General features: G+C 70.5%; 19 protein-coding genes. 7 read left to right on the forward strand and 12 right to left on the reverse strand.

Annotation, left to right across the window (positions count from 1 at the left end; translation table 11 throughout):
• Positions 1 to 102 precede the first annotated feature (102 nt).
• Together KLK06_RS07545 and tuf are read left to right on the forward strand one after the other, a co-directional pair.
• The gene (locus KLK06_RS07545) at positions 103 to 1,941 is read left to right on the forward strand and encodes a DUF2264 domain-containing protein (RefSeq protein ID WP_214634557.1); all 1,839 of its coding nucleotides are present in this window, start codon (positions 103 to 105) and stop codon (positions 1,939 to 1,941) included.
• 325 nt (positions 1,942 to 2,266) lie between these two features.
• Positions 2,267 to 3,451, forward strand: a complete 1,185-nt coding sequence (tuf, locus tag KLK06_RS07550) for an elongation factor Tu (protein ID WP_214634558.1) — start codon at positions 2,267 to 2,269, stop codon at positions 3,449 to 3,451.
• A gap of 131 nt (positions 3,452 to 3,582) precedes the next feature.
• Here tuf and KLK06_RS07555 read toward each other — a convergent pair whose 3' ends face one another.
• Positions 3,583 to 3,966 (reverse strand): hypothetical protein, encoded by a 384-nt coding sequence (locus KLK06_RS07555; protein WP_214634559.1) that lies wholly within the window; start codon positions 3,964 to 3,966, stop codon positions 3,583 to 3,585.
• A 100-nt stretch (positions 3,967 to 4,066) separates the two neighbouring features.
• Between KLK06_RS07555 and KLK06_RS07560 the strand changes: the two genes are divergently transcribed.
• From KLK06_RS07560 to KLK06_RS62240, 3 genes are all read left to right on the forward strand, one after another.
• Positions 4,067 to 4,912, forward strand: a complete 846-nt coding sequence (locus KLK06_RS07560; protein ID WP_214634560.1) for a helix-turn-helix transcriptional regulator — start codon at positions 4,067 to 4,069, stop codon at positions 4,910 to 4,912.
• Positions 4,903 to 5,121, forward strand: coding sequence for a DUF397 domain-containing protein (locus KLK06_RS07565; RefSeq protein WP_308168141.1), 219 nt, complete (start codon positions 4,903 to 4,905; stop codon positions 5,119 to 5,121). Before KLK06_RS07560 ends, KLK06_RS07565 begins: the two co-directional genes overlap by 10 nt.
• Before the next feature lie 263 nt (positions 5,122 to 5,384).
• Complete coding sequence (locus KLK06_RS62240; protein WP_214634561.1) at positions 5,385 to 6,770, forward strand: cytochrome P450; 1,386 nt, start codon at positions 5,385 to 5,387, stop codon at positions 6,768 to 6,770.
• Positions 6,771 to 6,815: 45 nt separating this feature from the next.
• Here the strand turns inward: KLK06_RS62240 and KLK06_RS07575 are convergent, their stop codons facing one another.
• The 4 genes from KLK06_RS07575 to KLK06_RS07590 form a co-directional block, all read right to left on the reverse strand.
• Positions 6,816 to 7,625 (reverse strand): class I SAM-dependent methyltransferase, encoded by an 810-nt coding sequence (locus KLK06_RS07575; protein ID WP_214634562.1) that lies wholly within the window; start codon positions 7,623 to 7,625, stop codon positions 6,816 to 6,818.
• An 87-nt stretch (positions 7,626 to 7,712) separates the two neighbouring features.
• Complete coding sequence (locus tag KLK06_RS07580) at positions 7,713 to 10,499, reverse strand: glycoside hydrolase family 2 TIM barrel-domain containing protein (protein ID WP_214634563.1); 2,787 nt, start codon at positions 10,497 to 10,499, stop codon at positions 7,713 to 7,715.
• Positions 10,500 to 10,532: 33 nt separating this feature from the next.
• Complete coding sequence (locus KLK06_RS07585) at positions 10,533 to 11,879, reverse strand: NAD(P)/FAD-dependent oxidoreductase (protein ID WP_214634564.1); 1,347 nt, start codon at positions 11,877 to 11,879, stop codon at positions 10,533 to 10,535.
• Positions 11,876 to 13,570 carry an FAD-dependent oxidoreductase gene (locus KLK06_RS07590; protein WP_214634565.1) on the reverse strand — a complete coding sequence of 565 codons (1,695 nt, stop codon included), beginning with the start codon at positions 13,568 to 13,570 and terminating at the stop codon, positions 11,876 to 11,878. Before KLK06_RS07590 ends, KLK06_RS07585 begins: the two co-directional genes overlap by 4 nt.
• Before the next feature lie 110 nt (positions 13,571 to 13,680).
• On the opposite strand from KLK06_RS07590, the gene KLK06_RS07595 reads away from it, so the two are divergent.
• Complete coding sequence (locus KLK06_RS07595; protein WP_214634747.1) at positions 13,681 to 14,271, forward strand: TetR/AcrR family transcriptional regulator; 591 nt, start codon at positions 13,681 to 13,683, stop codon at positions 14,269 to 14,271.
• Here the strand turns inward: KLK06_RS07595 and KLK06_RS07600 are convergent.
• The 3 genes from KLK06_RS07600 to KLK06_RS07610 are packed head-to-tail and all read right to left on the reverse strand — an operon-like array spanning position 14,237 to position 20,076.
• Positions 14,237 to 15,451 carry a M20 family metallopeptidase gene (locus KLK06_RS07600; protein WP_214634566.1) on the reverse strand — a complete coding sequence of 405 codons (1,215 nt, stop codon included), beginning with the start codon at positions 15,449 to 15,451 and terminating at the stop codon, positions 14,237 to 14,239. The genes KLK06_RS07595 and KLK06_RS07600 overlap by 35 nt on opposite strands.
• A gap of 55 nt (positions 15,452 to 15,506) precedes the next feature.
• Complete coding sequence (locus tag KLK06_RS07605; RefSeq protein ID WP_214634567.1) at positions 15,507 to 16,628, reverse strand: amidohydrolase family protein; 1,122 nt, start codon at positions 16,626 to 16,628, stop codon at positions 15,507 to 15,509.
• A gap of 49 nt (positions 16,629 to 16,677) precedes the next feature.
• The gene (locus KLK06_RS07610) at positions 16,678 to 20,076 is read right to left on the reverse strand and encodes a phosphodiester glycosidase family protein (protein ID WP_250904971.1); all 3,399 of its coding nucleotides are present in this window, start codon (positions 20,074 to 20,076) and stop codon (positions 16,678 to 16,680) included.
• Between the two features lie 239 nt (positions 20,077 to 20,315).
• Here KLK06_RS07610 and KLK06_RS07615 point away from each other — a divergent pair, with 239 nt between their 5' ends.
• Positions 20,316 to 20,990, forward strand: a complete 675-nt coding sequence (locus tag KLK06_RS07615; RefSeq protein ID WP_250904972.1) for a hypothetical protein — start codon at positions 20,316 to 20,318, stop codon at positions 20,988 to 20,990.
• Positions 20,991 to 21,026: 36 nt separating this feature from the next.
• On the opposite strand, the gene KLK06_RS07620 is transcribed toward KLK06_RS07615, so the two are convergent.
• The 4 genes from KLK06_RS07620 to KLK06_RS07635 all read right to left on the reverse strand — a co-directional run bounded on the left by KLK06_RS07620 (position 21,027) and on the right by KLK06_RS07635 (position 24,932).
• Complete coding sequence (locus KLK06_RS07620) at positions 21,027 to 21,656, reverse strand: Uma2 family endonuclease (RefSeq protein WP_214634568.1); 630 nt, start codon at positions 21,654 to 21,656, stop codon at positions 21,027 to 21,029.
• A 110-nt stretch (positions 21,657 to 21,766) separates the two neighbouring features.
• The gene (locus tag KLK06_RS07625; RefSeq protein WP_214634569.1) at positions 21,767 to 22,918 is read right to left on the reverse strand and encodes an FAD-dependent monooxygenase; all 1,152 of its coding nucleotides are present in this window, start codon (positions 22,916 to 22,918) and stop codon (positions 21,767 to 21,769) included.
• Positions 22,915 to 23,859 carry an MBL fold metallo-hydrolase gene (locus KLK06_RS07630; RefSeq protein WP_308168142.1) on the reverse strand — a complete coding sequence of 315 codons (945 nt, stop codon included), beginning with the start codon at positions 23,857 to 23,859 and terminating at the stop codon, positions 22,915 to 22,917. The genes KLK06_RS07625 and KLK06_RS07630 overlap by 4 nt, the downstream gene beginning before the upstream one ends.
• A 35-nt stretch (positions 23,860 to 23,894) precedes the next feature.
• Positions 23,895 to 24,932 carry a VOC family protein gene (locus tag KLK06_RS07635; RefSeq protein WP_214634571.1) on the reverse strand — a complete coding sequence of 346 codons (1,038 nt, stop codon included), beginning with the start codon at positions 24,930 to 24,932 and terminating at the stop codon, positions 23,895 to 23,897.
• Positions 24,933 to 25,117: the final 185 nt, after the last annotated feature.

Below are 25,117 nucleotides of genomic sequence, written 5' to 3' on the forward strand. Positions count from 1 at the left end.
ACGGTCGCATCTTTCTGCGTCCGGGCGGCCGGCTGTTGACAATTGAGGGCGGCGGCGGGAACCCTGTCTGTGAAAGCGCTTTCCCACCGGAGGAGTGAGCCTGTGGACACCGACGACCGCGCAGGGCGGCCTGGCAGCGACCGAGACGACCTACGGCTTCAGGTCCTTGACCTGGTCGCGCCGCTGATCTCCCGGTTCAGCCCGGGCAGGGGGCGGCTGCGGCTGGGGTTCAACACGGCGCACTACGACCAGGCGGCCGCCGAGCTGGAAGCGTTTGCCCGCCCGCTGTGGGGGCTGGCGCCGCTGGCGGCCGGCGGCGGGACCTTCGATCACTGGGAGCTCTGGCGCGCCGGCCTCGCCACCGGGACCGACCCTGAGCACCCCGACTACTGGGGCGCGGTCTTCGACCGGAACCAGCGGCTGGTCGAGACCGCCGCCATCGGCCTGGCGCTCGCCCTGGCCCCCGAGCAGATGTGGGACCCGCTGACCGGCCGGCAGCGCGACACGGTGGCCGCCTGGCTGCGGCACGCGGTCACCGTGGAGCCGAACAACAACAACTGGCTGTTCTTCCCGGTCATGGTGGGGCTCGGGCTCGACCGCGTCGGGGTCTCCCACGACCACGACGCCAACAGGGCCAGGCTCGACCGGCTGGAGGAGTTCGACCTCGGACGCGGGTGGTACTCCGACGGGCCCACCTGGCAGCGCGACTACTACATCCCGTTCGCCATGCACTACTACGGCCTCATCTACGCGGCGCTCGGCGACGACCCGGCCAGAGCCGAGCGCTTCCGCGAGCGGGCCGCGACGTTCGCCCAGGACTTCCAGCACTGGTTCACCAGCGAGGGGGTCGCCGTCCCGTTCGGCAGGAGCCTGACCTACCGCTTCGCGCAGTCGGCGTTCTGGGGGGCGCTGGCCTTCGCCGGGGTCGAGGCGCTGCCCTGGGAGGTGACCAAGGGACACCTGCTGCGGAACCTGCGCTGGTGGACCCACCAGCCCATCCGCGACACCGCCGGGCTGCTCACCATCGGCTACGGCTACCCCCAGCCGCACATGGCCGAGCAGTACAACGCGCCCGGCTCGCCGTACTGGGCCATGAAGGCCTTCCTGCCGCTCGCCCTGCCCGCGGAGCATCCGTTCTGGGCCGCCAAGGAGGCCGACGCTCCCCCGCTGCCCGAGGTCAGCACCCAGCCGGAGGCGGGCGTGGCGCTGATGCGCTGCGAGGAGGGACGGCACGTGGTGCTGCTCAGCGCGGGACAGCGCAACCCGTGGGCACGGCACGGCGCGGCCAAGTACGCCAAGTTCGCCTACTCCACGCGTTTCGGCTTCAGCGTGCCCGCCGGGACGCTGAAGCTGGAGCAGGGCGCCTTCGACAGCACGCTGGCGCTCAGCGAGGACGGCGAACACTGGAGGCCGTGCGAGCTGCCGGACGACGCCTCCGCCTCCGACGGTGTGCTGCACGCGCGCTGGACTCCCTGGGACGACGTGGAGATCGAGACCTGGCTGGTCGCCCTGCCCCCGTGGCACGTGCGGGTGCACCGGATCAGAACCGGGCGGGCGCTGCTTACGGCCGAGGGCGCCTTCGCGGTCGACCGGGACCGGCCGCCCACCCGGGTCGACACCGGTCCCGGCCGGGCCAGGCTCGACTCGCCGCACGGCCTGTGCGTGATCGAGGACCTGCACGGCCGGCGGGAGGGTGAGCTGGTCGTGGCCCTGCCCGGCACCAACGTGTTCGCCGCGCGTACCACGATCCCCACGCTGAAGGGCGACCTGCCGCCCGGCGAGCACCTGCTGGCCTGCGCAGTCATCGGCCTGGAGGGCACGGACTCGGCTTCGACTTCGACTTCGGCGTCGGGACCGGACACCTCGGGCGAAGACGGGTGGCCGGAGCCTCCCGCGTGGGATTCCATCGAGCCTCTGCTCAGCCCGCCGCCCACGCCATGAGGCCGGATTCCGGCCGCACGCCGCGCCTCCGCAGCGACCATCCGGTGCGCGCGGCCGCCACGACCGCCTGCTCCGGGAACACGGAATCCTGGGTCAACCGACCGGTGGGAATATTGCGTTGCGTGGCGGCGCTGAGCGTCCCACTATGGTCCTCATGTTCAGGCACGATCACCTCGCGACGCCCGCCAGCGCGGGCGCGTTCGAGCGTGCCTGCGACGGCCTGGAGCGCTGACCTCTTCCCGTAAGTCCTGTGGTGACCCGGCGGGGGGAGGTAGTCGGCCCGTGCGGGTCACAGCACATCCAGGACTCCAAGAGGAAGAACATCATGGCCAAGCAGGCCTATGTCCGTAACAAGCCGCATCTCAACATCGGCACGATGGGCCACGTCGACCACGGCAAGACGACGCTGACCGCCGCGATCACCAAGGTGCTCGCGCAGCGGGGTCAGGCGACGTACACGCCGTTCGAGCGGATCGACCGCACGCCCGAGGAGGCCGTGCGCGGCATCACGATCAACATCTCGCACGTCGAGTACGAGACCGACACCAGGCACTACGCCCACGTGGACATGCCGGGCCACGCCGACTACGTGAAGAACATGATCACGGGGGCGGCGCAGCTCGACGGCGCGATCCTCGTCGTGTCCGCCCAGGACGGCATCATGCCGCAGACCAGGGAGCATGTGCTGCTCGCCCGGCGCGTCGGCGTCAAGCACCTGGTCGTCGCGGTCAACAAGGCCGACGGCGCCGACCCGGAGCTCACCGACCTGGTGGAACTGGAGCTGCACGACCTGCTCGCCGAGCACGGCTACCGGGACGTCCCGATGGTCCGGGTCTCCGGGCTGCGGGCGCTGGAAGGCGACCCCGAGTGGACGGCGTCGATCGGCACGCTGCTTCAGGCGGTCGACGACCACATCCCGGTGCCGGTGCGGTACGTGGACGCGCCGTTCCTGATGCCGGTGGAGAACGTGCTCACGGTCACCGGCCGGGGCACGGTCGTCACGGGCGCCATCGAGCGCGGCACGGTCCGCGTGGGCGACTCGGTGGGCGTCGTCGGGTTCGACGACGGCCTCGGGTCCGACGGTGGTTTCACCGCCGTAGTGACCGGGGTGGAGACGTTCGGCAAGACGATGGAGCGGGGTGAGGCGGGCGACAACGCCGCCGTACTGCTGCGCGGTGTCCGCCGCGACCAGGTGCGGCGGGGCATGGTGCTGGCCGCGCCCGGCAGCCAGCGGGCTCGCCGGTCGTTCACCGCCCGCATCTACCTCCTCACGCCCGAGGAGGGCGGCCGGCGCCGGCCGGTCGCGTCCGGCTACCGGCCGCAGTTCTACCTGCGCACGACCGACGTACCCGGCGAGCTCGTCCTGGACGACCCCGCCCAGCCGGGCGACACGGTCGAGGTGCAGGTAGAGCTGGGCAAGGCGGTCGCTCTGGAGCCGGGCCTCGGCTTCGCGATCCGCGAGGGCGGCCTGACGGTCGGCGCGGGCACAGTACTCGACGTACCTGCTTGACGACGGTCGCGAAGTAGCCACCCTTTGTGGCCTGCCCACAGTCGGCCCCTCGCTGCGCTGTGGGCAGGCCATCTTGGCTTGGTCGTTCGTCGCAAGTCGAGCAGGACTTGGTACAGCCGAAAATAGATATCTCAGCCTGTCAGCGAAGCGTCATCTTCGATACGTTCAAAAATATCCGCGTCGGTCTCACGCTGCCACTCGGGAAGATCCTCCCAATCGGCCACATAAGACGGCTTTGGAGTTTCAATGTGCTTATGGATTTGAGCGATCCAGCACAGGGCCACGAAGCGGCCTCTCTGTTCGCGGGTCAGCTTTGCGGTGCTGCCGGCGCTGATCTCGACGAAGGTCCGCACTTGGTGGTAGACGGCGGCAGCAGCTTCGCGTTCCCATTCGGGGGTCTCCTCCCAGGGGGTGACGTAGGAAGGCTTGGGTTCGCCCGGGTAGTGCTTGTTCACCCCGGCGATCCAGGCTTCGCGGAAAGTGCGGCCCGGCTCGTCTGTCCCAGACTGCATCATGGTCCTCTCGGTGGTGGGTGGGAGCCGACAGGCGGGTGAACTGCGGGAAAAGTCCCAGAGCGGTCCCAGACTTTCGCTGGTACTAAGCCAGAAAGCTGGAATGGACCTGGCGCAGGGAGCAGTGATGCCACCACTTAAAGAGCTGGACCCAACTGCCAGCCCAACAGCGCGTTTCGGTGCGGAGCTACGCAAATACCGACTCGCTGCAAATTTGACTCAGAGCCAGCTCGCCGATCGCATCGGCTACAGCAAAAGCCGCATCGGCAATGTGGAGCGCGGCGATGAGAATCCCACACGCGAATTGATCGAGCTCTGCGAAAAGGCGCTCGGCCTGGAGGGAGCGTTGCTCACCTACTGGCCGGCCATCAGCGGCAAAGGCATGCCTGACTGGTATCGGCAGTGGCCGCCGATCGAGCGGAAGGCAGATCAGATCATCAGCGTCGCACCGCTGATCGTGCCAGGGCTGGCGCAGACCGAGGAGTACGCTCGCGCGATCTTCTCCGGGGAGCCGGACTCGACGCCTCAACAAGTGGAGGAGGCAGTACAGGCCCGCCTGGAACGGCAGGCCATCTTCGTCCGGCCCGAGCCGCCCAAGTACCTCGCCGTCGTGGATGAAGGCATCCTGTATCGTCCGATTGGAGACGGTTCTGTGACCCGTCGCCAGCTGGAACATCTGATCGTCATGGCCGAGAACAACTGGTTCAGCGTCCAGCTCGTCCCATACGAGGCCTTGTGTACGGCAGTGCTGGTGGGCCCGGTTGTCTTGGCGCAGGAGAACGGAGTGCCGACCGCCGCGTACGTCGAATCAGCCCTTCACGGTCGCGTCATCGACAAACCCGAAGAGATCAAGCGGCTCGTGGGCAGGCTCGAATGCGTGCGCAAGGCGGCACTCCCCGAGTACCTCTCAATGCAGCGCATCAAGGGGAGAGTTGCAGCGTGGAGCTGAGCGAAAGAATCACCAGGGAGATCGCAGACCCGGCGGGGTGGATCACCGCGTCAAGTGGCCAGGGCGGCGAGTGCCTGGAGGCCAAGCACCTGTCCGACGGCCGCGTCGCCCTGCGCGACACAGAGCAGCCCGACATCCAGCCGTGGGTTCTCCGCCGGGCCGTCTGGGACAAGTTCATAACCGGCGCGAAGAACGGCCTGTTCGACTGACCACGCGGCCCCTGGCGATCTGCCCGGGGCCGTCGCGTGTCTTGCCGCGTTCGATCCCTCGGGTTGGGCACCCCGCTGAAGGTGGCCAAGAGCACCTGACATTCGCGATTCACAGTCTGAGTACTTGCCGTCACCGCCGGTATACGTGATGCTTACTGACCTCTTGAGCTAATCGGCGCAAAGCTCCCAGAACGCGTCACTCGTGCGGTCGAATCACACCGACGTGGCGAAGGGAGCGGCAACCAGAGAGGTAGTACGTCCCCGTGAGTCATGGCACGTGGCCCCAGCAGCCCACCGAAACACTAGCGTCGACCTCCATAGAACCGCTGCTGACCAGGGACTACGACGCCGATCCCGCACTCGTGCACGAACGCCTGCGCGGCAAGTACGGACCGGTCGCCCCGGTCGATCTCCTCGGGGTGCCGGTCTGGTTCGTCCTCGGCTATGAGGACGTGCTGCGCGTCCTGCAGAACGCGGGCGGCATCTGGAGCAAGCACGTGGACCGGTGGCACGCCTACGTGGAGGGCCGGGTGCCGGCGGACTGGCCCCTGCTCCCCGTCTTCCAGGTCAACAGCTCGGCATTCCAGGAGGGCACCGCACAGCGCGAGTTGCGGGCCGCGTGGACCAGTGCGCTCGTACCGTTCCAGGACCAGTCCCAAGCGCAGGCGAAGAAGTTGGAACACGCCATCGTGCGCTACGCCGACGACCTCCTCGACGTGCTGACGGAAGGCGGCTCCACGGGATGGGCGGACCTGGCCGCGCAGTACGCGCGGCCGCTCCCGCTGATGGTCGCCAACCGCCTGCTCGGCTTCACCGCGGCGCGCGGCGAGGACGTGGTGATGGACATCTGGCGGATGATCGACGCCGGGCCCGACGCGCCCGCGGCGTTCGAGCGTCTGTACGCCGCCATGAGGGAGCTCGCGGCCACCAAGCGGGACCATCCCGGAGACGACCTGCCCTCCTACATGATCCAGGCCAAGCCGGACTTCACGCTGGACGAGCTGGCCCGCGAGCTCCTCATGCTGCCCGGCCTGCTGGACTTCACCGCCAGCCTCGTCTGCAACGTGGTCGTCGAGGTCATCTCGAACCCGGACGTGCGGGAGAGCCTGTCGGTGGGTTCGATCGACGAGACGGTGAATCGGGTCGCCCTGCTCAATCCGCCGATGGCCAACCTGACCTTCCGGTTCCCGATGACGGACGTGAAGCTGGGCAACTACACGATCGCCGCCGGCGATCCGGTGATGCTCTCCGTCGCGGCCGCCCACGCCGACCCGCGGTTCGCCGGGGCGATCGATCGGCAGGCCATCCGCAGCACCCGCGCGCACATGGCTTGGGGAGCGGGACCGCACGCCTGCCTGGGTCAGCGGCTGGCGACCCAGATCACCATCATCGCCGTGCGCCGGCTCTTCGACCGGTTCTCCAAGATCAAGCTCGCGCTTCCGGCCGATCAGCTGCCCTGGCGCCCGTCCCCCTTCATGCGAGCGCTGCGGTCCCTGCCCGTCCAGTACCAACTCGCCGGCGACCACGTCCACGCGCGTACCGCCGGTCCTGCCGAGGCGCAGCCGTCCCGATCGGATGAGGCCGCCGGACGACCGGCACCTCGTTCCCCACTGTGGAATTTCCTGCGCGGGCTGCGTCGCCCACGATAAGGAACCGTCATTGGTACCGGCCCCGGCTCTCGCGGCCGGGTCCCGTCAGGCGCGGGTCCCGGTGGCGAATCGGACCGTGCGGGGTAGCACGAACGTCTCGTACGCCAGGGCGTCTTCCAGGGCCGCCCGGGCCTCCGGGTGCAGGTATTCGGGGATGGTCTCCAGGGAGGCACGGCGGGCGGCCGACCACAGCCAGTCCCATACCTGGCCGGCCTCGACGATCACCTCGAACACCACGTCCTCACAGCGGACCCCGTCCAGGCCGCCCTCCTCGAGCAGTTCGGTCAGTTCTTCGGCCGTGCTGAGGGTGCGGTGGAAGGGGGCGGTGCCTGCGGCTGTGGTGTACGGGGCCAGGGCTCGCGCCACCCGGCCGAGCAGCTCGATCTCGGCCGGGCTCGCCTGGGCCAGCAGGCTGGCGGCCAGCCGTCCGCCGGGCCGGAGCAGGCCGGTCATGGAGCATACGGCGGTCAGCGGGTCGGGCAGGAAGTACAGCATCATCCCGGCCAGGACGACGTCGAACCGCTCTCCGGGCAGGAGCTCCTCGGCCCGTTCGGCGTCACCCTGGAGGACGGTGGCGTGTGTCAGGCCGTGTCGCTCGATCTCGGCCGCTGTGGCCGCGACCATCCCCGGGGCAAGGTCCAGCCCGACCACGCGGCCCGTCGGCCCGACCGCCCCGGCCGCCGGGATGAGTGAGGCGCCGGTGCCGCATCCGGCGTCCAGGACCCGGTCGCCCGGCTCTGGGGCGGCCTGGCGTACCAGCTCGGCGGCCACCGGGCCGAAGAACGGCACACCGACCTGTTCGTAGGTGCCGGACGCGCGGTCGAACACACCGGCCATGTACTGCTTGGCATCCATGACGTCTCCTTGCGACAGAGGGGGGTTACGGGGGGCAGGCCATCAGGCCCCGGACCATCGGGTCCGAGGCCGTCAGACTCGACGCCGTCAGACGCCAGGCGATCCCGTCGGGGTGAAACGGAGGCGGAAGGTAGCGGGTCGGGCATGGAGCTCGTACTGCGGCAGTGCGGCCGGGCCGCATGCTGCGGTGCCGACGCCGTGCTGGGCGAGGTCCAGGTTGACGTGCACCCGGTCGCCCGGCTTCAGGTCGGGACGGTGGCGGGCCGCCTCCAGTTCCGCGGTGGTCCAGCGGCGGGCGGTGAGGCCGAAGAGCGGGTCGCCTGTCACCCTGAGGCCCCCGGACGGGCTGGTCAGCTCCGCCCAGCGGACATCCGCCCGGTGTCCGTTCTCCTGCGGGTAGACGTACGGTGTCTGCAGGTCCTCCACGGTGGCGGACCAGCGGCCGACTTGGGCGGCCATGCCCGTGTCGGGGTACGCCTCGCCGGGGCCCCTACCGAACCAGGTGACCTCGCCGAACGCCGCGGGCAGCGCCATGACGACGCCGAGCCTCGGGAGGGGTTCGGTCCAGTCTCCGTCCGGCTCGACGTCCACCGTCAGCTCCAGCCCGCCGCCTGTCGCGACCCATCGGTAGACGACGTGCAGGCCCAGGTCGGTGGCCGCCGGTGCGACCCTGGCGCGTACGGTCAGCCCGTCGCCGGTCTCTATGGCGTCCACCCGGTGGGTGAGCCGGTGCAGGCCGAGGCGTCGCCACCGGTCCGCCAGCCCGCCGTAGGTGTCGTTGTCGATCGGCGCCCGCCAGAGATCCAGCCGCGGCCCCTCGACCTCGATCCCGAACAGGCGGGTGAGCCGCCCGGTAGCGGGGTCGAAGTCCAGATCCGCCGCAGAGTGAGCCTGAGCCTGGACGCCGGATGGCAGGCTCTCCCTGGATTCAGGTGACAGACGGGTCTGGCCCCAAGCCACCTCGTGGCCCGCGTCGGCCCACGGCTGGTCGGTGGCGAGCACGGCCCGTACCGTCAGCCAGCGCTCCCCCTCCCCGGCAGGCAGATCGGGCAGCTTGACCTCGCCCCCCGCCGCGGGCACGTCGAGCGGGAACTCGGCGACCGGCACGCCCTCCTCCTCGACCACCGCGACGAACCCCAGGTGCGACAGGTCGCGGTATCCGTGGTGGTTCGCCACCCGCACGACGCGGTCCGCGAACTCGAACCGGACCGGCTCGAACACCTTCTTCAGGTCCAGCAGTCCCGGCGAGGGCGTCCGGTCGGGGAACACCAGCCCGTCGATCACGAAGTTCCCGTCGTGGACCGGCTCGCCGTAGTCGCCGCCGTACGCGTACTCGAACGACGGATGCGCCAGCCCGTGATCGATCCACTCCCAGATGAACCCGCCGGCCAGCCGCGGATACCGCTCGAACAGCTCCTGGTAGTCGGCCAGGCCGCCGGGCCCGTTGCCCATCGCGTGGGCGTACTCGCACTGCAGGAACGGCATGGCCCGCCGTCGCGCGTCCAGTTCGGGGTCGGACAGCGGCTCTTCCACCCCCTGCCCGATGGCCTCCACCTCCGCGTGCGAGGCGTACATCCGCGAGTACACGTCGGTGTCGGCGCACGACCAGTCGCCCTCGTAGTGGATCGGCCGCGACGGGTCGCGCTGCCGGGTCCAGTCGGCCATGACGGCCAGGTTCCGGCCGACTCCGGCCTCGTTGCCGAGGGACCACATGATCACGCTCGGGTGGTTCTTGTCGCGTTCGACCGTGCGGCACATCCGGTCCAGCAACGCCTCGGACCAGCGCGGGTCGTCCGTGGGGTTGCCGCGCCAGCCGACCTCGCCGAAGCCGTGCGTCTCCAGGTCGCACTCGTCGATCACCCAAAGACCCAGCTCGTCGCAGAGGTCGAGGAAGTCGGGGTGCGGCGGGTAGTGGCTGGTCCTGACCGCGTTGACGTTGTGGCGCTTCATCAGCAGGACGTCGGCGCGCATGGTCTCGTACGGTACGGCGCGGCCGTGCTCGGGGTGGAACTCGTGCCGGTTCACGCCCTTGAACAGCAGGGGACGGCCGTTGGCCAGCAGCACCCCGTCCTCGATGGAGATCGTGCGGAAGCCGACGCGCACCCGTACGGACTCCCCGGGCAGTGTGACCACGGCCTCGTACAGGCGGGGCGTCTCAGCCGTCCACGGGTCGGCGTCGACGGTGATCTCGGTGCCGGGCGCCAGGTCGGCGACGCCGAGCTCCGCGATGGCGAGCCGTCCGGGGCCGTCGAAGCTCAGCGTGCCGCGACCGTCGGCGTAGGAGGCGTGGACGAAGACGTCGGCAGCCGAGCGGGTCAGCGACACGTCCCGGAAGATGCCGGGCAGCCACCACATGTCCTGGTCTTCCAGGTAGGAGGCGGCCGACCACTGGTGAACGCGGACGGCGAGCACGTTGCGGCCCGGCACCAGCCACGGTCCGGCGTCGAACTCGACCGGCAGGCGGCTGCCGGTCGAGAAGCCCAGCTCGTGGCCGTTCAGCCAGACCCTGGCGAAGGACTCCACGCCCTCGAACCGCAGCCGCCCGCCGGTCCAGCCCTCGGGCAGGTCGAAGGCGCGGCGGTGGTCGCCGGTCGGGTTCTCGTTCGGCACGTGCGGCGGGTCGACGGGGAAGGGGTAGACGACGTTGGTGTACGCGGGCGAACCGTGCCCGTGCAGTTGCCAGTGCGACGGCACCGGCAGGGAGTCCCAGGCCGAGTCGTCGTAGTCGGGGTCGGCGAAGTCGTCGGGCAGGTTCGCGCCCGGCGAGAGGCGGAAGCGCCAGTCGCCGTTCAGGTCGAGGGAAGGGGCGTCGGAACGGAGTGCGGCCCTGGGGTCGAGGCGACCCGAACCAGGGGCGAAGTTTTCGAGATCCATCGTCGCTGAGCCTAAAGGTTCTGGGCGGTTTCGTCAGCGATGAGTTTCGTGTCCGTACCGGAGCAGTCGTCGGTTCACCTGCTTGCGCTCCTGCTGGAGCTCGCGGACCGTCCTGGCCACGAACCGCAGCAGGGCCGGGCGATCGGTGCCAGAGCGCAGCAGCGCTCGGGCCGTCCAACCGGCCAGGCGCGGCGTGGTGAGCGCCTCGGCCGGGCGGATGATCCGGGAGTAGATGTCAAGGAATCGGGTCATCAGGGCGGGGTCGGCGCGCAGGGCGCGGTGCATCTCGACGTCGAGCGGGCCGACCGGGTCGGCGCGGCCGGTGCGGTCGGTCCAGTAGAACGCCTCCAGGCACTCCCGGTCCCGCCGCCGCTCCCACTGCGCGAGCACCGCGTCCACCCCGCCCGCGGAAAGATCGGGAAGGCCGGCGAGCGACTCCCCCAAGAGGCGGCCGAAGCGGAGGGCGTCGCGGATGCCCTGCGCGGTGACCGGGTCCTTGAAGTGCCCGGCGTCTCCCACCAGCGCCCATCCCGGCCCCGCCGACACCCGGAAGTACGACTCCAGCCCCGCCGCGCCGAACACGCGAGACCGCCGCGCACACCCCCGCAACCGCTCCCCCAAACCCGGCAACAACTCATCGATCGTCCTGTCGTACTCTTTCTCGGGATATTTCCGGAAATCGGTGGTGCGTGCGTCCGGCGGCATCAGCAGCACCAACGTCAGCCCGCCGTCACACGGAAAGGCGGTCCCCAGCTCCGCCCCCTGCCGCCACTGCGACGCGACCGCCCGCAGCGGCTCGTGCGGATCAGCGAAGTAGGCGTAGTAGCAGGCCCGCCCGTCCCTCCGGCTCAGGTACGGGTCAGCCGCCCCGACGAGACGGGCCACCGTGGACCGCCGTCCGTCGGCCCCGACGACGACCGGCGCGCGCAGCGCGTAGGAGCGCCCGCCTCGCTCGTTCACCTCGACCCCGGCGACCCGTCCCTCGGCGGAGAGCAGCCCGGTCACCCGGGTCCCCTCACGCACCTCCGCCCCCGCGGCCCGGGCGGTCTCCACGAGCGCCAGGTCCAGCCCGGCCCGCCGGACGCACAGCGCGTACGAGATCCCGTCGACCGCGCTGTACCCGCCGACGGCCCGCACGCCCGGGATCTCGACGGAGGCCAGCGGCAGCCGGGGCGCGCCCAGCGCCGCCACCCGGTCCAGCGCGCCGAGCCGGGCGAGCTCGGCCAGGCCGCCCGGCCACATGAGGTGAGTGGAGATCGTCGGCGAGGGGAAGCGCGCGGAGTCGACCGCGATGACCTTGCGGCCCGCCCGGGCCAGGGCGATGGCGGCGGCCGACCCCGCGCACCGGGCGCCGACGATCACCACGTCGGCGTCCGTCATGGCCATCGCGTGTCGCGGATGTCCCACTTGTTGGGCAGGCCGAGCCGGTAGCGCAGCTTGTCCTCGGCCTTGTCCAGCTCGAACAGCGGCGAGCGGTAAAGCTGGTGCACCGAACACCGCGCCGCGCTGGACCCGGCGGCGTCCAGCAGGGCGTTGACCGCCTGGCGAGCCCCCTGGTTCGCGCCTTCCATGGTGGTGACGTTGATCGGCGTGCGGACCCAGTCCCCGGCCAGGAACAGGTTCGGGATGGCGGTCTTGGAGTCGGGCCGGTCGCTCCAGGAGCCGGGGTGCTGGATGAACAGCGGCTCGTCGTTCGTGCCGCTCTGGATCGCCGGGTCGAGGAACCAGGAGTAGAGCAGGTCGTCGGTGACCTCGGGGATGTGGGCCTTGATCTCGCTCCAGGTCTCGGTGGCGATCTCCTGCGGCGTGCAGTCCTTGGCCTGCTTGCCGTTGAACGTGCCCGGCGTGAACCAGTCGGAGATGATCGTCGACAGGCAGTCCTTGACGGTGCCGTCGCCGTACGTCGAGAAGTCGCGGTTCCAGAACTGGGCCTGGCTGATCGAGGTGACGGCCCAGGCGGAGTCGACGTAGTTGACGTGGCCAGGGGTCAGCGGCAGCTCCTTCTTGAGGTAGAACATCAGGCCGTTCATCCAGTCCTGCCGCAACCGGGCGATCCCGGCCAGCCGGGGGTCGGCGGCGACCAGCGCGGGCGTGATGAGCCGGGTGGCACGCTCCGACGGCATGGCGACGATGAACCAGTCGGCGCTGATCGTCCCCGAGGCCCCGGCCGTCGCCCCGGTGATCCGCCCGCCGGACAGGGTGAGGCCGTCCACGGTCCAGCCGACGTTGAACTGGACGCCCTTCGAGCGGAGGTAGGCCACCCACGGGTCGATCCACATCTCGCTGGTGGCGCCGTCGAGCACCCGGTCGATCGAGCCGCCGGGCTCGTTGCCGAGGCCGAGGGCGCTCCACAGCGTGGCCTCGCCGACCAGGCCGATCGAGTGCGTGCTGGCGTCCTTGGACTTGGTGGCCGCGAGGTTGCGTACGGTGCCGTCGGCGACGATCTTGTTGTACTCGTCGGAGAACCAGTCGGCCCGGATGAAGTCGGCCCAGGTGATGCGGTCCCACTGGCCGAGGCGCCGCTCGTCGCTGCTGGTGGCGTACACGGCGATCTTCTGCGCGAAGAACGACGCCTCGGTCAGCGAGATCTTGTAGATGGTCTGCAGACCGGAGATCAGCGTCGCGATGAGGCTGTCGAGCGAGTAGATGCTGGGGTTGGTCGGCAGGGGGAACGGGAAGGGCGCGGTCAGGTCGGGGCGGTCCTGGCGGGCCAGCAGGTAGGAGGTGGCGCGGGTCAGGTTGCCCCAGCAGCCCTGCGCGTTGCCGGGGAACGGCGTGCGCCGCATCGTGTCGGTGAGGTCGAAGTAGAAGCCGGGGAAGAAGCGGAAGCCGTGCTCGCCGGGTAACCCGCCGGGCGCCTGGATGCTGCGGGCCTTGCCGCCCAGGGCCTTGCGCTCGTACACGGTGACCTCGAAGCCGCGTTCGATCAGCTCGTGGGCGGCCGACAGCCCGGCCACACCGCCGCCCAGGACGGCCACCCGCTTTCCCGGCGCCTGCGCGGCGCCCAGGACGCCGACGGTCGCTGCCGCTGCGGTGATCTTGAAGAAGTCTCTGCGCGTCCCCTCACTCATGTCGCCTCCAAGGCGTGAGGTGGCTTTGCAGAGATTCGTAACACGTTGTTGGCGCTCCGCCAATAGGGATTGGCGGCGCGCCAACCGGGAAAAAATCCGGCGTGGAACGGATGGACCCCGACGACCGCCGGCAACAGATCCTGGACCGTGCGCGGACGATGTTCCGCGAGCGTCCCTACGGGGAGGTGTCCAACACCGAGATCGCGGCCGCGGCCGGGGTCAGCCGGGGGCTGCTCAACCACTACTTCGGCACCAAGCGCGAGCTCTATCTGGCGGCGGTGGCCGAGCTGCTGAGCGTGCCGCCGGTGCCGGTGCCCGAGTACGTCGAGGGCGCGAGCGTGCGCGACCGGGTCTGCGAGAGCGTCCACGGCTGGCTGGAGCTGCTCGAACGCAACCAGGAGACCTGGCTGGCCGCCCTGGGCACGGGCGGCGACCCCGAGCTGGAACGGATCGTCGACGCGGCCAGGGAGCGGGTGGTGGACCACATCATCGAGGTGGTCGGCCTCGGGCCGGTGGCCCGGTCACGACCGGAGGTGCGCGGGATGCTGCGCGGGTTCAGCGGCATGGCGGAGGCCACCTCGTCGGAGTGGCTCAGGCGCGGGCGGCTGACCCGGCATCAGGTGCACGTGTTTCTGGAGGAGGCGCTGGTCGGGCTGCTCGTCGACATCATCCCGCGCGTGCTGGACGACCCCCAGCCGTGAGATATCCGGCCAGCAGCGCCTCGGCCGTGGCCGCCACGGCGTCCTCGCGCGGCAGGAAGTCCGGGCTGTGCAGCCCGGCACCGGTGTCGACGCCGACGAACATCATCAGCGACGGCATCACCGACGCGTAGGCCGCGAAGTCGTCCGCGCCGCATGAGCGCAGCTCCTCGGTGACCGTCCATCCCTGGTGCCGCAGCAGTTCCCCGCTCTGTACGGCCAGCGCCTCGTCATTGGCGAGCACCGGCTCGCCCAGCAGCACGCGTACCTCGCCGTGGCAGCCGTGCGCCCTGGCCACGTCCTCGACCACCTGGGTGAACCGGTCGTGCAGGCCGCGGCGCCACGGCTCGGACATGGTCCGCAGCGTCCCCCTGGCCACGGCCTCGCCGGGGATGGCGTTCGGCGCCGTACCGGCGTTGACCATGCCGAACGTGACCACGGTGGGCACCATCGGGTCGGCGGCCCGGCTGACCAGTTGCTGGGCGGCCACGATGATCTGGGACAGGGCGACGACCGGGTCGCGGGCCAGGTGGGGATAGGCGGCGTGGCCCTCGGAACCCCTGACGGTCAGCTCGAACTCGTCGGCCGAGGCGTTGACCGCGCCCGGCGTGCAGGACATCACGCCGGAGGCGAGCACGGGCTGGACGTGCGCGCCGATCATGGCCCGTACCTGATGGCGGTCGAGCACGCCGGACTCGACCACGTCGAAGGCGCCGGAGGGGTAGCTCTCCTCGCGCGGCTGCAGCACCACGACCAGCGGCGCGACCGCGTCCCAGCTCCAGTAGGGCGTCCTCTCGGGGGAATCCACGCCCTCGTCCACGGTGGCGCGGACCTTCGACACCGCGCGGGCCAGAGCGACGACGGCGGCCAGGTGCACGTCGTGGCCGCAGGCGTGCATGGCGCCGTTCGTGGCGGCCCAGCGGACGCTGGTGCGCTCGGCGATCGGCAGCGCGTCCAGCTCCCCGCGCACGCCGACCGCGGGGCCGGGGCCGCCGATCCTGATCACGGCGCCGGTGCCGGCCACATACTCCACGAGGCCGCCCGGCAGCGCGTCGAGCACCCGTTTGAGCGTCGGCCCCTCCTTCCCCGACACGCACGGCCGCGCGTGCAGCTCCCGCCTGAGCTCCGCGGCCGCGGGCAGTTCGGCTCGCAGCGCCTCGCGCAACAGTTCCCCCGGACTCACTCACGTACTCCCCTCGTCACTTCTGTCTCCCCCGCTGCCCATTCCTCCGCGTTCCTCACGTTCCCGGGCCCAGGTCGTACACGCGGCGGGCGTTCTCGGCCCCCACCATGGTCGCCACCCGCACCGCCTGAGCGGCCGACCACTCGCCGTCGGCCACGAGGCCGCCGAGCACCCGGCCCATCGCCCGCCGCCACAGCTCGGCCCCGAGATGGTGCAGCTCGGCGGGCCCCCAGGCGTCGGAGGAGAAGAGAATCTTGGCGAACGGCGCCAGCTCCAGGCTCTCCGCCACCACTTCCGCGCTGCGCGCGCCGGTGTAGGTGACGCCCAGGCCCACGTCGAAGTACACGTTCGGATAGGCCTGGGCGAGGAACCCGGCATGCCGCTGGTACGGGTAGCAGTGCAGCAACAGCAGCGGCACCCCCGTCGGCTCGGCCAACTCGATCAACCCGCGCAGCAGCAGCGGGTCGGACCGGCGCAGGTCCACGTCGGGATCGCCGAAGCCGGTGTGGAACTGCAGGGGCAGCCCGAGCTCGAGACCGGCCCAGATGATGTGGCGCAGCAGCACCGGATCCCGGAGCCGGCCGCCCTCCGCCAGCCACCGGCCCGCCGCCTCGGCCACCTCGTCCGGGCCCGGCGGCGCGGGGTCGAAGTCGAGGCCGTGGCGGTAGGCGGCGATGGTCTTGAGCCCGCGGGCCGTGCGGGTGCGTTCGTGGAGCGCCTCGGCGAACCGTCCGGCGAACCCGGCCGCGTCACCGCCGGCGACCTGCTCGGCCACCGACTCCAGGCGGACGATCTCGTCGGCGGGCTTGCCGCTGACCTCCGCCATGCCCGCCGGGCTGAGGATCTCCTCGCCCCGGTAGCCGGTCTCCACGAGGAAGTGGCCCACCCCGCCGGCCGCCAGCAGCCGCCTGTTGACCTCGGCCGCGCCCAGCCTGACCCGCCTGGCCAGGTATTCCTCGGGCGTGGCGTACGGGTCGAGGCCGAGCACGGGCGCGCAGTGGCGCAGGATCGCGTGGCCGACCTGGGAGTCGAACTGGGTCATCCAGTGCGGCACCGGCCGGTCCGACTCGGTGATCAGCTCCTCGAACGCGGTGCGCGTCAGGTCGCGGACGGTGGCTCCATGCACGTGGTGGTCGACCAGGGCGAGCCGTTCGATGGTCTCCACGAGGTCGGTCATAGCCTCATTGTGGGGGTCACCCACACGTGGTGACCCCCACCGCCTGAGGTCAGCCGGCCGCGTTGGCGGTCAGCGCGACCGTCGCCTGGCGGGTGACGCCGCTGACCGTCAGCGCGACCGTCACCTGCCCCTTGCGCAGCGCCGTGAGCGTCCCCGTCGCGGGGTCGAGCACGGCGATGTCCCAGGGCTTGGCGCTCTGCCGCGACCCGATGTGCAGGTTCGGCGAGCCCGACCACGCCACGGACACCGGGTAGGCGGCGGGCACCACCCGGGTGCCCTGCGTGAGCGTGGCCGTCACGGCCGCCGCCTTGCCGACCTGCACGCTCGCGGGGGCCGTGAGCGCGAGGTCGTCCACGTGCGGCCGGACCTGTGCGCCGAGCCAGTCGGGCGCGTCGGCGAACCAGTTGCGCTTGACGTGCTCGGCCTCCTTGGCCGTCACCGGGTCGACGCCCCACAGCGACCAGCCGGTGAAGCCGCCGTCGTCGGCCGCGGTGGCCGGGTTCTTGCCGGAGTTGCCGTTGATGAAGTACGGCACCGCGTCGACGTGCGCGGCGTTGAACGTGCCGACGTGAGCCCCGATGTAGGCGGCGCCCTTGCCGGTACTCCGCTGGAAGTCGGCCAGCCAGCCCTCGACCAGCGCGGCCTCCTTGCGGTCTCCGAGCTGACTGCCCTTGCCGGGCGTGGGGTCGCGCGGCGGCACGTGGAACAGCACCGCCACCGAGCCGACGGACGCGTCACGGGCCGCCGCGTCGAGCTGGGCGCGGAGCATGGCGACCTGGTCGAAGCCGCCGCCCCGGAGGTTCAGCCGCGAGGTGTCGAGCGTGACGAAGCGCGTGCCCTTGTGGTCGAACGTCTGGTACGTGTCGCCGAAGACGGCCTTGAAGTTGTCGATCTTGCCGCCCATCACCTCGTGGTTGCCCGGGATGTAGTGGTACGGCAGCGTCCCGCCGAGCTCCTCGTCGAGGATCTTCTTGGCCAGCGCGAAGTCCTCGGGTGACGCCTCGTCCACCAGGTCACCGTTGATCAGCAGGAAGTCCGGCTGGGCGGCCTTGATCTCCCGCAGCGTACGGCGGGCGTTCTTGACGATGTCGCTGTCCGGGTCGCGGGCGACGAACTGGGCGTCCGACATGACGGCGAACCGCCACGGCATCGTGGCCACGTCGGGCTTGACGACCGGGTCGGCGACCTTCTGGGCGGGCGGCGCCGTCACCGACGGCGGCACCTTGGCCACCAGGCCGTCGATGAGGATCTCGTTGGTGTACTTCTGGTCGGCCTTGGTCTCGGCCACGTAGAAGCGCCGCAGCTTGAGCGGGTAGTTGATGCCGGGCGGCACGGCGAACTCGACGTACTTCCAGCCGGTCCAGGTCATGTACGGGCCGCGCAGGATCTGCGACTGCCCCTGGCCGTCGTAGAACTCCAGGCTGGGCCACTCGCCCTTGCCGGTGGAGTTGATCCACAGGCCGAACGCCTGCGGCTGCCCCGCCACCTCGATCTGCTGCGGCGGGCTGGCGTAGGCGGCGCGGGTCGCGGTGGACTGGGTGAAGTCGTACGACAGCTTGAGCCCGCCCCCGCTCTGGCCGGGCGCGGCCGACAGCGAGCCGGTGGCCCGGGCGGCGGCGAAGTTCCACTGGGCCGCGTTCTCGAAGTCGGCGACCGGCTTGTCCTCGAAGCCCACGGTGACGGGCACGGCGGTGCTGATCTTGCCGACCTTGGCGGTGATCAGCCCGGCCGTGGTCGCCTTCTTGGACTTGACGGTGAAGTAGCCCTGGTCGGCGGGCGTCACCTCGAAGGCGTCGTGGTCGTAGTCGAGGGTGAGGTCGGCCGGTTCGATGGGCGCGGTGTTGCCGTTGTGGTCGTAGCCGACGACGCCGAACGTGGCCGTGCCGTCCGTGCCGGCCAGGCCGACCCGGTCCACGGTGGTGCCGAGCCGCTGCAGTGGCTGCAGCACGGTGAGCCCCAGGGTGCCCTTGGCGCCGCCGCGCGAGGCGGTGACCGTCGTCTGGCCGGGGAGCAGGGCATGGAATCTGCCGTCGCGGATGACTCCGTGGACCGCCGGCTCGGCGCGCCAGGACGGGGTCCCGGCCGCCGGGCCGTACGTCTCGTCGTAGCCGGCGGCGGTCAGCCGCCGCGTGAGGCCGGGGAAGACGCGGTCGGGGCGGCCACCGGCGATGGGGGCGGCGCCGGGCGCCTTGTCGGGGTCGCCGGCCGTCTCCAGCCAGAAGCCCTTGAGCTTGCCGCTGCCCTCGGGGGCGAACAGGGCCAGGCCGTTCGGCACGTGGCGCTCGCCGCCGTCGGACGGGCTGTTCTCGACCTGGACGTCGGCGGAGCCGGGCTCGCGGGCGAGCATGGTGGAGGAGCCGCCGCCGTCGAGGTTGAGCGCGTTCGCGGCGCCAAGCTCGACCATCATGGCGGCCAGCTCGTTGAGCGTGACGCCGCGGCTGTCGGCCTGACGGCCGTCCACGGTCAGCAGGTACATCTTCCTGCCGTCGGCGGAGAAGCCGACCGCGGTGCGCGGGTGCGCGGCCGGATCGGTGGAGTTCTGTACGGCGCCGTCCTTGACCAGGACGTAGTTGCCGCCGACCGCGGCCTTGACCGCCTTGCCGTCCGACGACTTCGGCTGGTACTTCACGTCGACCTTGTCGCCGGACTTCAACCCGGCCAGGGCCGCGGCGCCGGCGTCGCGGCCGAGCAGGATCGTGGTGCCCGCCGGGATCGGGCCGGTGCCGGGCGCCTGCCGTACCGCCGAGACGACCCCGTCGACCAGCTCGACCTCGGTCACGGCGGTGGCGCCCTCGACGGCGCGGGCCCGGTTGTAGGAGCCCCACAGCGGCGTGAACAGGCCGACGCCGCCCGCCTGGATGATCTGGTTGAACTGGGTGAGCGTGATCGGCGCGCCGCCCGCGGGGGTGGCGGTGCCCTCGAAGTACATGTTCAGCACCCGCCCGAGGCCGTCGCCGGTGATCGCGACGGCCTTGTCATGGCCGGAGGCGGGCGACTGGACGAGCGTGCCGTTCTGGATGCCGATGCCCAGGGCGGCGCCGGAGCTGTTGATGTCGAAGAAGTCGCCGTTGACGGCGGCGACGGCGTGAGCCCGTTTGGCCGGCCCGGACAGCGGCTCGGTCTTGGACACCTCGCCGGAGTAGACGTAGTCGGCCTTCGCGGCGCCCAGGTCGGCGGTGACGGCGTCGGCCCGCAGCCAGCCGAGCTCGTCGTAGCGGTCGAACGAGGTCAGCGAGATGCCGGGGGCCACCGGCCGGGTCTTCTTGGCCGTCTCCAACTGCTTGCCGGTGACGGCCTGGGTCAGCAGCGTGGAGGGGGGCGGGTAGGACGACGCCTTGAGCGCGTCCTCGACGGGGGGTTGGGGATCTGCCTGCGCGGGCGCGGCGATCCCTAAGACGAGCGCGGCCGCGGCGGCCGCGTAGCGGAGGGTGTGCACGACCGAACTCAATCGTTCGTGGTTATAACTTTCAAGACTTGACGGTGAACTAAAGAAAAATTTCAGCCCGTACGCGTTGTGGGATCTCTGGTACCCGAGGTGCGTCTGCGACGGAAGGGCAGTTACATAGCAATCCAAAATCACCCATCACTGGCGTTGTTTCCCTCATCGGCGCAGACTGGAAAGACGGCGATCCCGTAGAGCAGCATCCGTGGAGCAGTGGAGCACCCGTGGACAATCAGCTAGATCACATGCCGGTTCTGTCACGCGGCAGGCATCGCAACCCGAAGCGCGGCGCCTGTTTCATGGAGCTGGCGTCCTACCTAGCCGGAGAGCGGTGGAGTGACCACCCGGCCTGCACGCACCCGCTGCTGGCCGCACTCGCCCGCTTGGTCAACGACAACACCAGCGACGCGAACCGGGGCCGGCTCGTGCGTCTCGTCCCTTCGATCATCGACCTGGCCTCCGACGACCTCCGGGTGGACGCCCGGATCGCGCTGCGATGCGCGACGACCGCGCTGCCGGTCTCCGCGGCCGAACGTCAGCTCGCGCTCGCGGTGTCGGTCCTGGCGGCCGAGGAGATGCTGGCCCGGCTCGACGGCAGCGCGTCGGATCAGCCGAACTCGGGCCGGTTCAGCCCGATTCCGTTGAGCGAGGAGAGCCAGCTCGCGATGGCGCAGGTCCCGCACGCGGCGGAGCAGGCCAGGCGCTTCAGCCGCGCCGCCCGGATCACGGAGAAGGGCTTCCGCCGGTACGCCGCGCCGAACGCGGTGCAGCTCTCGGTGGTGGGCATCGTCCAGGCGTGCATCACCGACCCGGACACCCTGCTGCGCAACCTGCTGACCGGGGTCATCGAGGACTGCACGGCCCTGATCCGCGACACGACCACCGAAACCCCGCGACTCCCCACCCCCACCCGCGTCTGACCGCCTTTTGGGGAGGCGCCACGCCTCCCCACCGGCTCAGGCATTGAGCAGGTCCGCCGGATCGAAGTCCGCGGCGAACGGGTCCGAGATCGTCAACCTCTCCCCCGCCCCGGCCCGAGCGCTCACCTCGTAACCGTCCGCCCTCAGCTCCAGCACCTCGACGCGCGGAATGCCCGCGCCTTCGAGCTCGACCCGCATGAAGACGGGAATGCCCGCCGCCGCGTACTTGAGCGGCTTGACCTCGTAGTCGCGCCGGTGATTGCCCGGTCCGGGACTCACGATCTCGGCCACGGCGGCGACCTCCGAGGCGGGAAAAATCACCATCCGGGACATGACCAGGTCTCGGGGCAGCACCACGATGTCGGGAATGAGCCCGTCTTCCCCGACGGCCACGTTGGCCGCCTCGACCACCACGAGATCCGCTCCGGCCGCCTTCGCCGCCGAGGCGAGCACGGTCCGCAGACCGCCCGCGCACAATGCGTGCAGCCCCATGGCCGCAGGACTCACGACGAAGCTCCCGTCGATCAACTCGATGCGCTCCCCGGAGTCGGGCAGCTTGAGCCAGTCATCGACGGTGTAACCGGCAGCGTGGGCCAGCGGGAAGAGTCTCGTGCGCCGGGGCGGGCGATGTGCGGACAGCCAGCCTTCATCGGGCAGAGCGCTCATCTCATCGCCGCCTTCCATATGACCGAGTCTCGCACGCCGACCCGGCCTCATCCATGCGATTCGCCTCTCCGGATCCGTACGGCGGGAAGCCCTGGTCCCCACGCCCGTGGTCAGGCCGGGGCGGCGAGCACGCGGGTGATCTCCGCCTGGCGGGCGCCCAGGCCGGCCGCGAAGGCGGCCTTCCTGGCCGAGTCGCTTTCCATCTCGTTGAGCAGGATCGCATGGGCGTGGTCCTGCACGAATCGCACCCGTGGCAGGCGCCGGGCCATGAACGCCGCGAGCGCGTCGGGGACCGACCGCGTGGCGTCGAGCTCGGCGGCCAGCACCAACGCGTCCTCCATGGCCATGCCCGCCCCCTGGGCCAGGTGCGGGGTGACGGCGTGGGCCGCGTCGCCGATCAGCACGACTCTCCCCCGGTACCACGGCGCGGGCAGGACCACCTCCTGCAACGGCGCCCAATGGATGTGGCCGTGGAGGCCGTCGCCGGAGGAGTCGATGGAATCGCGAATGCGGCCGATGATCCCGCCGAACCCGGCCAGCCGTCCGCGCAACCGGTCGGCCATGTGACCGCGGTCGAGCCTGAAGCCGGGCTCGGTCTGCTCCACGACGAGCAGATACATCAGGTCCCGGTTGAGATGAATCACGGTCGCCTTCGCCGCCGCCCCGTTCCAGTACTCGCTGTAGGTCAGCTCGGGTGGCCGGGGCACCGCCATCCGCCAGCAGGCGTATCCGGTTTCGATGGGATCGTAGCGTCCGCCGAACAGGTGCGCGCGCATGGCCGAACGGATGCCGTCGGCCGCCACGACCAGGTCGTAGGTGCCGACTGCGCCATCGGTGAAGACGACCCGTACCCCGTCGGCCAGCTCGGTGAACGAGCGCCAGCTGCCACCGAGCCGGATCCGGACGCCGGCCTTCTCCGCCGCCGCCGTCATGATGTCGTGCAGGTCGGCCCGGGTCATGGAGATCTGGAAGGGCACGTCCGGCGGGTTCTCGGGTTCGAAGACGGCGATCAGCGAGCCGGATTGGTCGTAGCGCCGGATGCCCCGATATTGGTAGCCCTTCGCCACCACCTCCTCCAGCACGCCGAGCGCCCGCAGAGCTCGCAGAGCGTTGGCCGGATGGTTCAAGCCGACCCCGACCGTGGTGTTGATCTGCTTGATCTCGACCAGGTCTACCGACCAGCCTCGGCCGCCCAGGGCGGTGGCCGCGGCGAGACCGCCGATCCCGGCGCCGACGACCAGCGCCCGGCGTTCGCGGCTCACGCGTGGCACCGCAGGGGACGACCGCCGTTGAGGGCGATCATGTCGCGTCGCGTCGCGACCAGGTCGATTTCCGCGCCACGGGGGGCGCCGTCGATCTCGGCGTAGGCGCGATGGAGGTTGGCGACCAGCCGTTCCCCGTCGAGCAGGTGTCCGAAGGGATGCGGGCCGGCGTCGCGGGCGGCTCGCAGCGGCGTCCTGCCCCCGCGGTGCCCGCTGACGGCGAGATCCTGTACGAACGTCAGGTAGTCGATCATGAGGTCGAAGATCTCCGGGCCGCATACGTCGCCGTGGCCGGGAACGACGGTGCGCGGACGCAGTTCCCGCAGGTCCCGGAGCACGTCAAGCGATCCGGCCACTGAACCGGCCGAGACCAGTGGCGCGCCGCCGTTGAAGGCGAGATCCCCGGTGTAGAGCACCGAGTGCTCCGGGATCCAGACGATCGAGTCGTCGGTCGTGTGCGCGGGGGTGCCCACCCACCGCACCTCGCACCGGACGTCGTCCGCCCAGACGGTGACGCCCTGGTCGTAGGTGAGGAAGGGAGGAGCGGGCTCCAGCGCACCCCAGTTCACGTCCGGGAACGGGCCGGCGGGGTCGGGCGTCGTGGGGGCGTACCGCAGCATCATCTCCCGGGTGCGTTCGTGCGCGACGATGGTGGCGCCGCGAAACTGGTAGTTGCCGTTGGTGTGGTCGGTGTGCCAGTGCGTGTTGATCAGTGTCGAGACGGGGCGATCCGACACCTCGGAGATGGCGGCGCGCAGCCCGCGCGTGCGCGCCTCCGTCGCGGCCGAGTCGATGACGATCACCGTGTCACGGGTGACCAGGAAACCGCTGTTGTTGACGAACCAGCCGCCGTCCGGCTGGATGAAGGCGTGGACACCGGGAGCTATCTCCTCGGTCCGCGGCGGTCCGGCTGATGTGATCGTGTTGATGCTGGTGGCCACTGTTTCCTGCCCTCGATGAGTCGGTGCCCGGCCGCTCATAGCGGTGGCGGCGTCCAGAGGCCGCCGTCGGCGTCGGTCGCCGAATCGAGGGCGTACAGGTCCTCCAGTCCGCCGGCCGTCCCCCACTGGTCGTAGTAGTCCGGGCTGCCCGGCCAGACCCGGGGCGTCCAGGCGTCCTCGTCGAGGATCTGCTCCAGTTCCGTGGTGTACTCCACCACGTTGCCGTGCGGATCGGCGAAGTAGGAGAAGGTGTTGTCGCCGGCACTGTGCCTGCCCGGTCCCCACAGCGGCCGGTGCCCTTGCCTGACCAACCGGCCCGTGCCGCGCAGGTATTCGTCCAGGCCGCGCATCTCGAACGAGATGTGGTTGAGCGACACCTTGGTGCGCTGTGCGATCGCGAGGCTGTGGTGGTCGGTGGAGCAGCGCAGGAACGCCATTCTGCCGGTGAGCCAGTCGGAGAGGCGAAAGCCGAGGTGGGTCTCGTAGAACGCCTTCGTCGCGTTGACGTCGGTGCTGTTCACCACCACATGACTGAGCCTGCGCGGCACCGCCTCGCCCGGTTCGAGCTCTCGGAACGGCTTCGGCGCGACGTCACTGGAGACCTCGATGACCCGGCCGTCCAGATCGAAGAACCGCAGGCCGTATCCGCCGCCCGGGGTGTCCAGGGTGCCGGGCTCCCGCACGATCCGCACCCCGGCGACGCCCAGCCGTTCACCGAGCGCGTCGACCGCGGCGGCGTCTCGCGCGCCGAAGGAGATGACGTCGACCCGCTTCGCACCGGCCTGCCGCAACCGGATGACGTACGGCTCGGGCGCGCCCACCGACCCGAGGAAAACGACGCCGTCACCGTCGGCGATCGGGTAAAGGCCCCACATGCCCGCGTAGAAGGCCACCGCCTCACGCAGGTCGGGCACGGCCACGCCGACGTACCTCAGGTGGGTGACCGGTGATCGCGCCGCGGCCAGCGACGGCGCCTCCAACGCTCGCGGCGCGAGGGGCGGAAGGGGGCGCTGCGCGAACGTCGGCGGTTGCGCGATCACGGGGCCGGATACGGCGGTGGAGCTGTCGGACATTGTCGCCTCTCAGCAGATTCCTGGGTGGGGCACGTTGGGTACGATCGTCTTCACATGTACAACTGTCAAGTAGTTGACGTAAACTACTTTCGCTAAATGTCGACACTACTTAAAGGTCCACAGGGCCCACCAGAAGGGACGCGCCTTGTCCGGGACATCGCCGACCGGCCCGATCGCCGTACGTG

The sequence above is a fragment of the Nonomuraea sp. NEAU-A123 genome (assembly GCF_018603905.1).
Taxonomy (GTDB): domain Bacteria; phylum Actinomycetota; class Actinomycetes; order Streptosporangiales; family Streptosporangiaceae; genus Nonomuraea.

Bases quoted from the DNA above. Each gene is read 5' to 3' on its own strand.
- KLK06_RS07585 (WP_214634564.1), bottom strand. From the start codon at position 11,879: ATGACGGACGCCGACGTGGTGATCGTCGGCGCCCGGTGCGCGGGGTCG.
- tuf (WP_214634558.1), top strand. From the start codon at position 2,267: ATGGCCAAGCAGGCCTATGTCCGTAACAAGCCGCATCTCAACATCGGC.
- KLK06_RS07595 (WP_214634747.1), top strand. From the start codon at position 13,681: ATGGACCCCGACGACCGCCGGCAACAGATCCTGGACCGTGCGCGGACG.
- KLK06_RS07620 (WP_214634568.1), bottom strand. From the start codon at position 21,656: ATGAGCGCTCTGCCCGATGAAGGCTGGCTGTCCGCACATCGCCCGCCC.
- KLK06_RS07635 (WP_214634571.1), bottom strand. From the start codon at position 24,932: ATGTCCGACAGCTCCACCGCCGTATCCGGCCCCGTGATCGCGCAACCG.
- KLK06_RS07555 (WP_214634559.1), bottom strand. From the start codon at position 3,966: ATGATGCAGTCTGGGACAGACGAGCCGGGCCGCACTTTCCGCGAAGCC.
- KLK06_RS07580 (WP_214634563.1), bottom strand. From the start codon at position 10,499: ATGGATCTCGAAAACTTCGCCCCTGGTTCGGGTCGCCTCGACCCCAGG.
- KLK06_RS07575 (WP_214634562.1), bottom strand. From the start codon at position 7,625: ATGGATGCCAAGCAGTACATGGCCGGTGTGTTCGACCGCGCGTCCGGC.
- KLK06_RS07605 (WP_214634567.1), bottom strand. From the start codon at position 16,628: ATGACCGACCTCGTGGAGACCATCGAACGGCTCGCCCTGGTCGACCAC.
- KLK06_RS07590 (WP_214634565.1), bottom strand. From the start codon at position 13,570: ATGAGTGAGGGGACGCGCAGAGACTTCTTCAAGATCACCGCAGCGGCA.
- KLK06_RS07615 (WP_250904972.1), top strand. From the start codon at position 20,316: ATGCCGGTTCTGTCACGCGGCAGGCATCGCAACCCGAAGCGCGGCGCC.
- KLK06_RS07560 (WP_214634560.1), top strand. From the start codon at position 4,067: ATGGACCTGGCGCAGGGAGCAGTGATGCCACCACTTAAAGAGCTGGAC.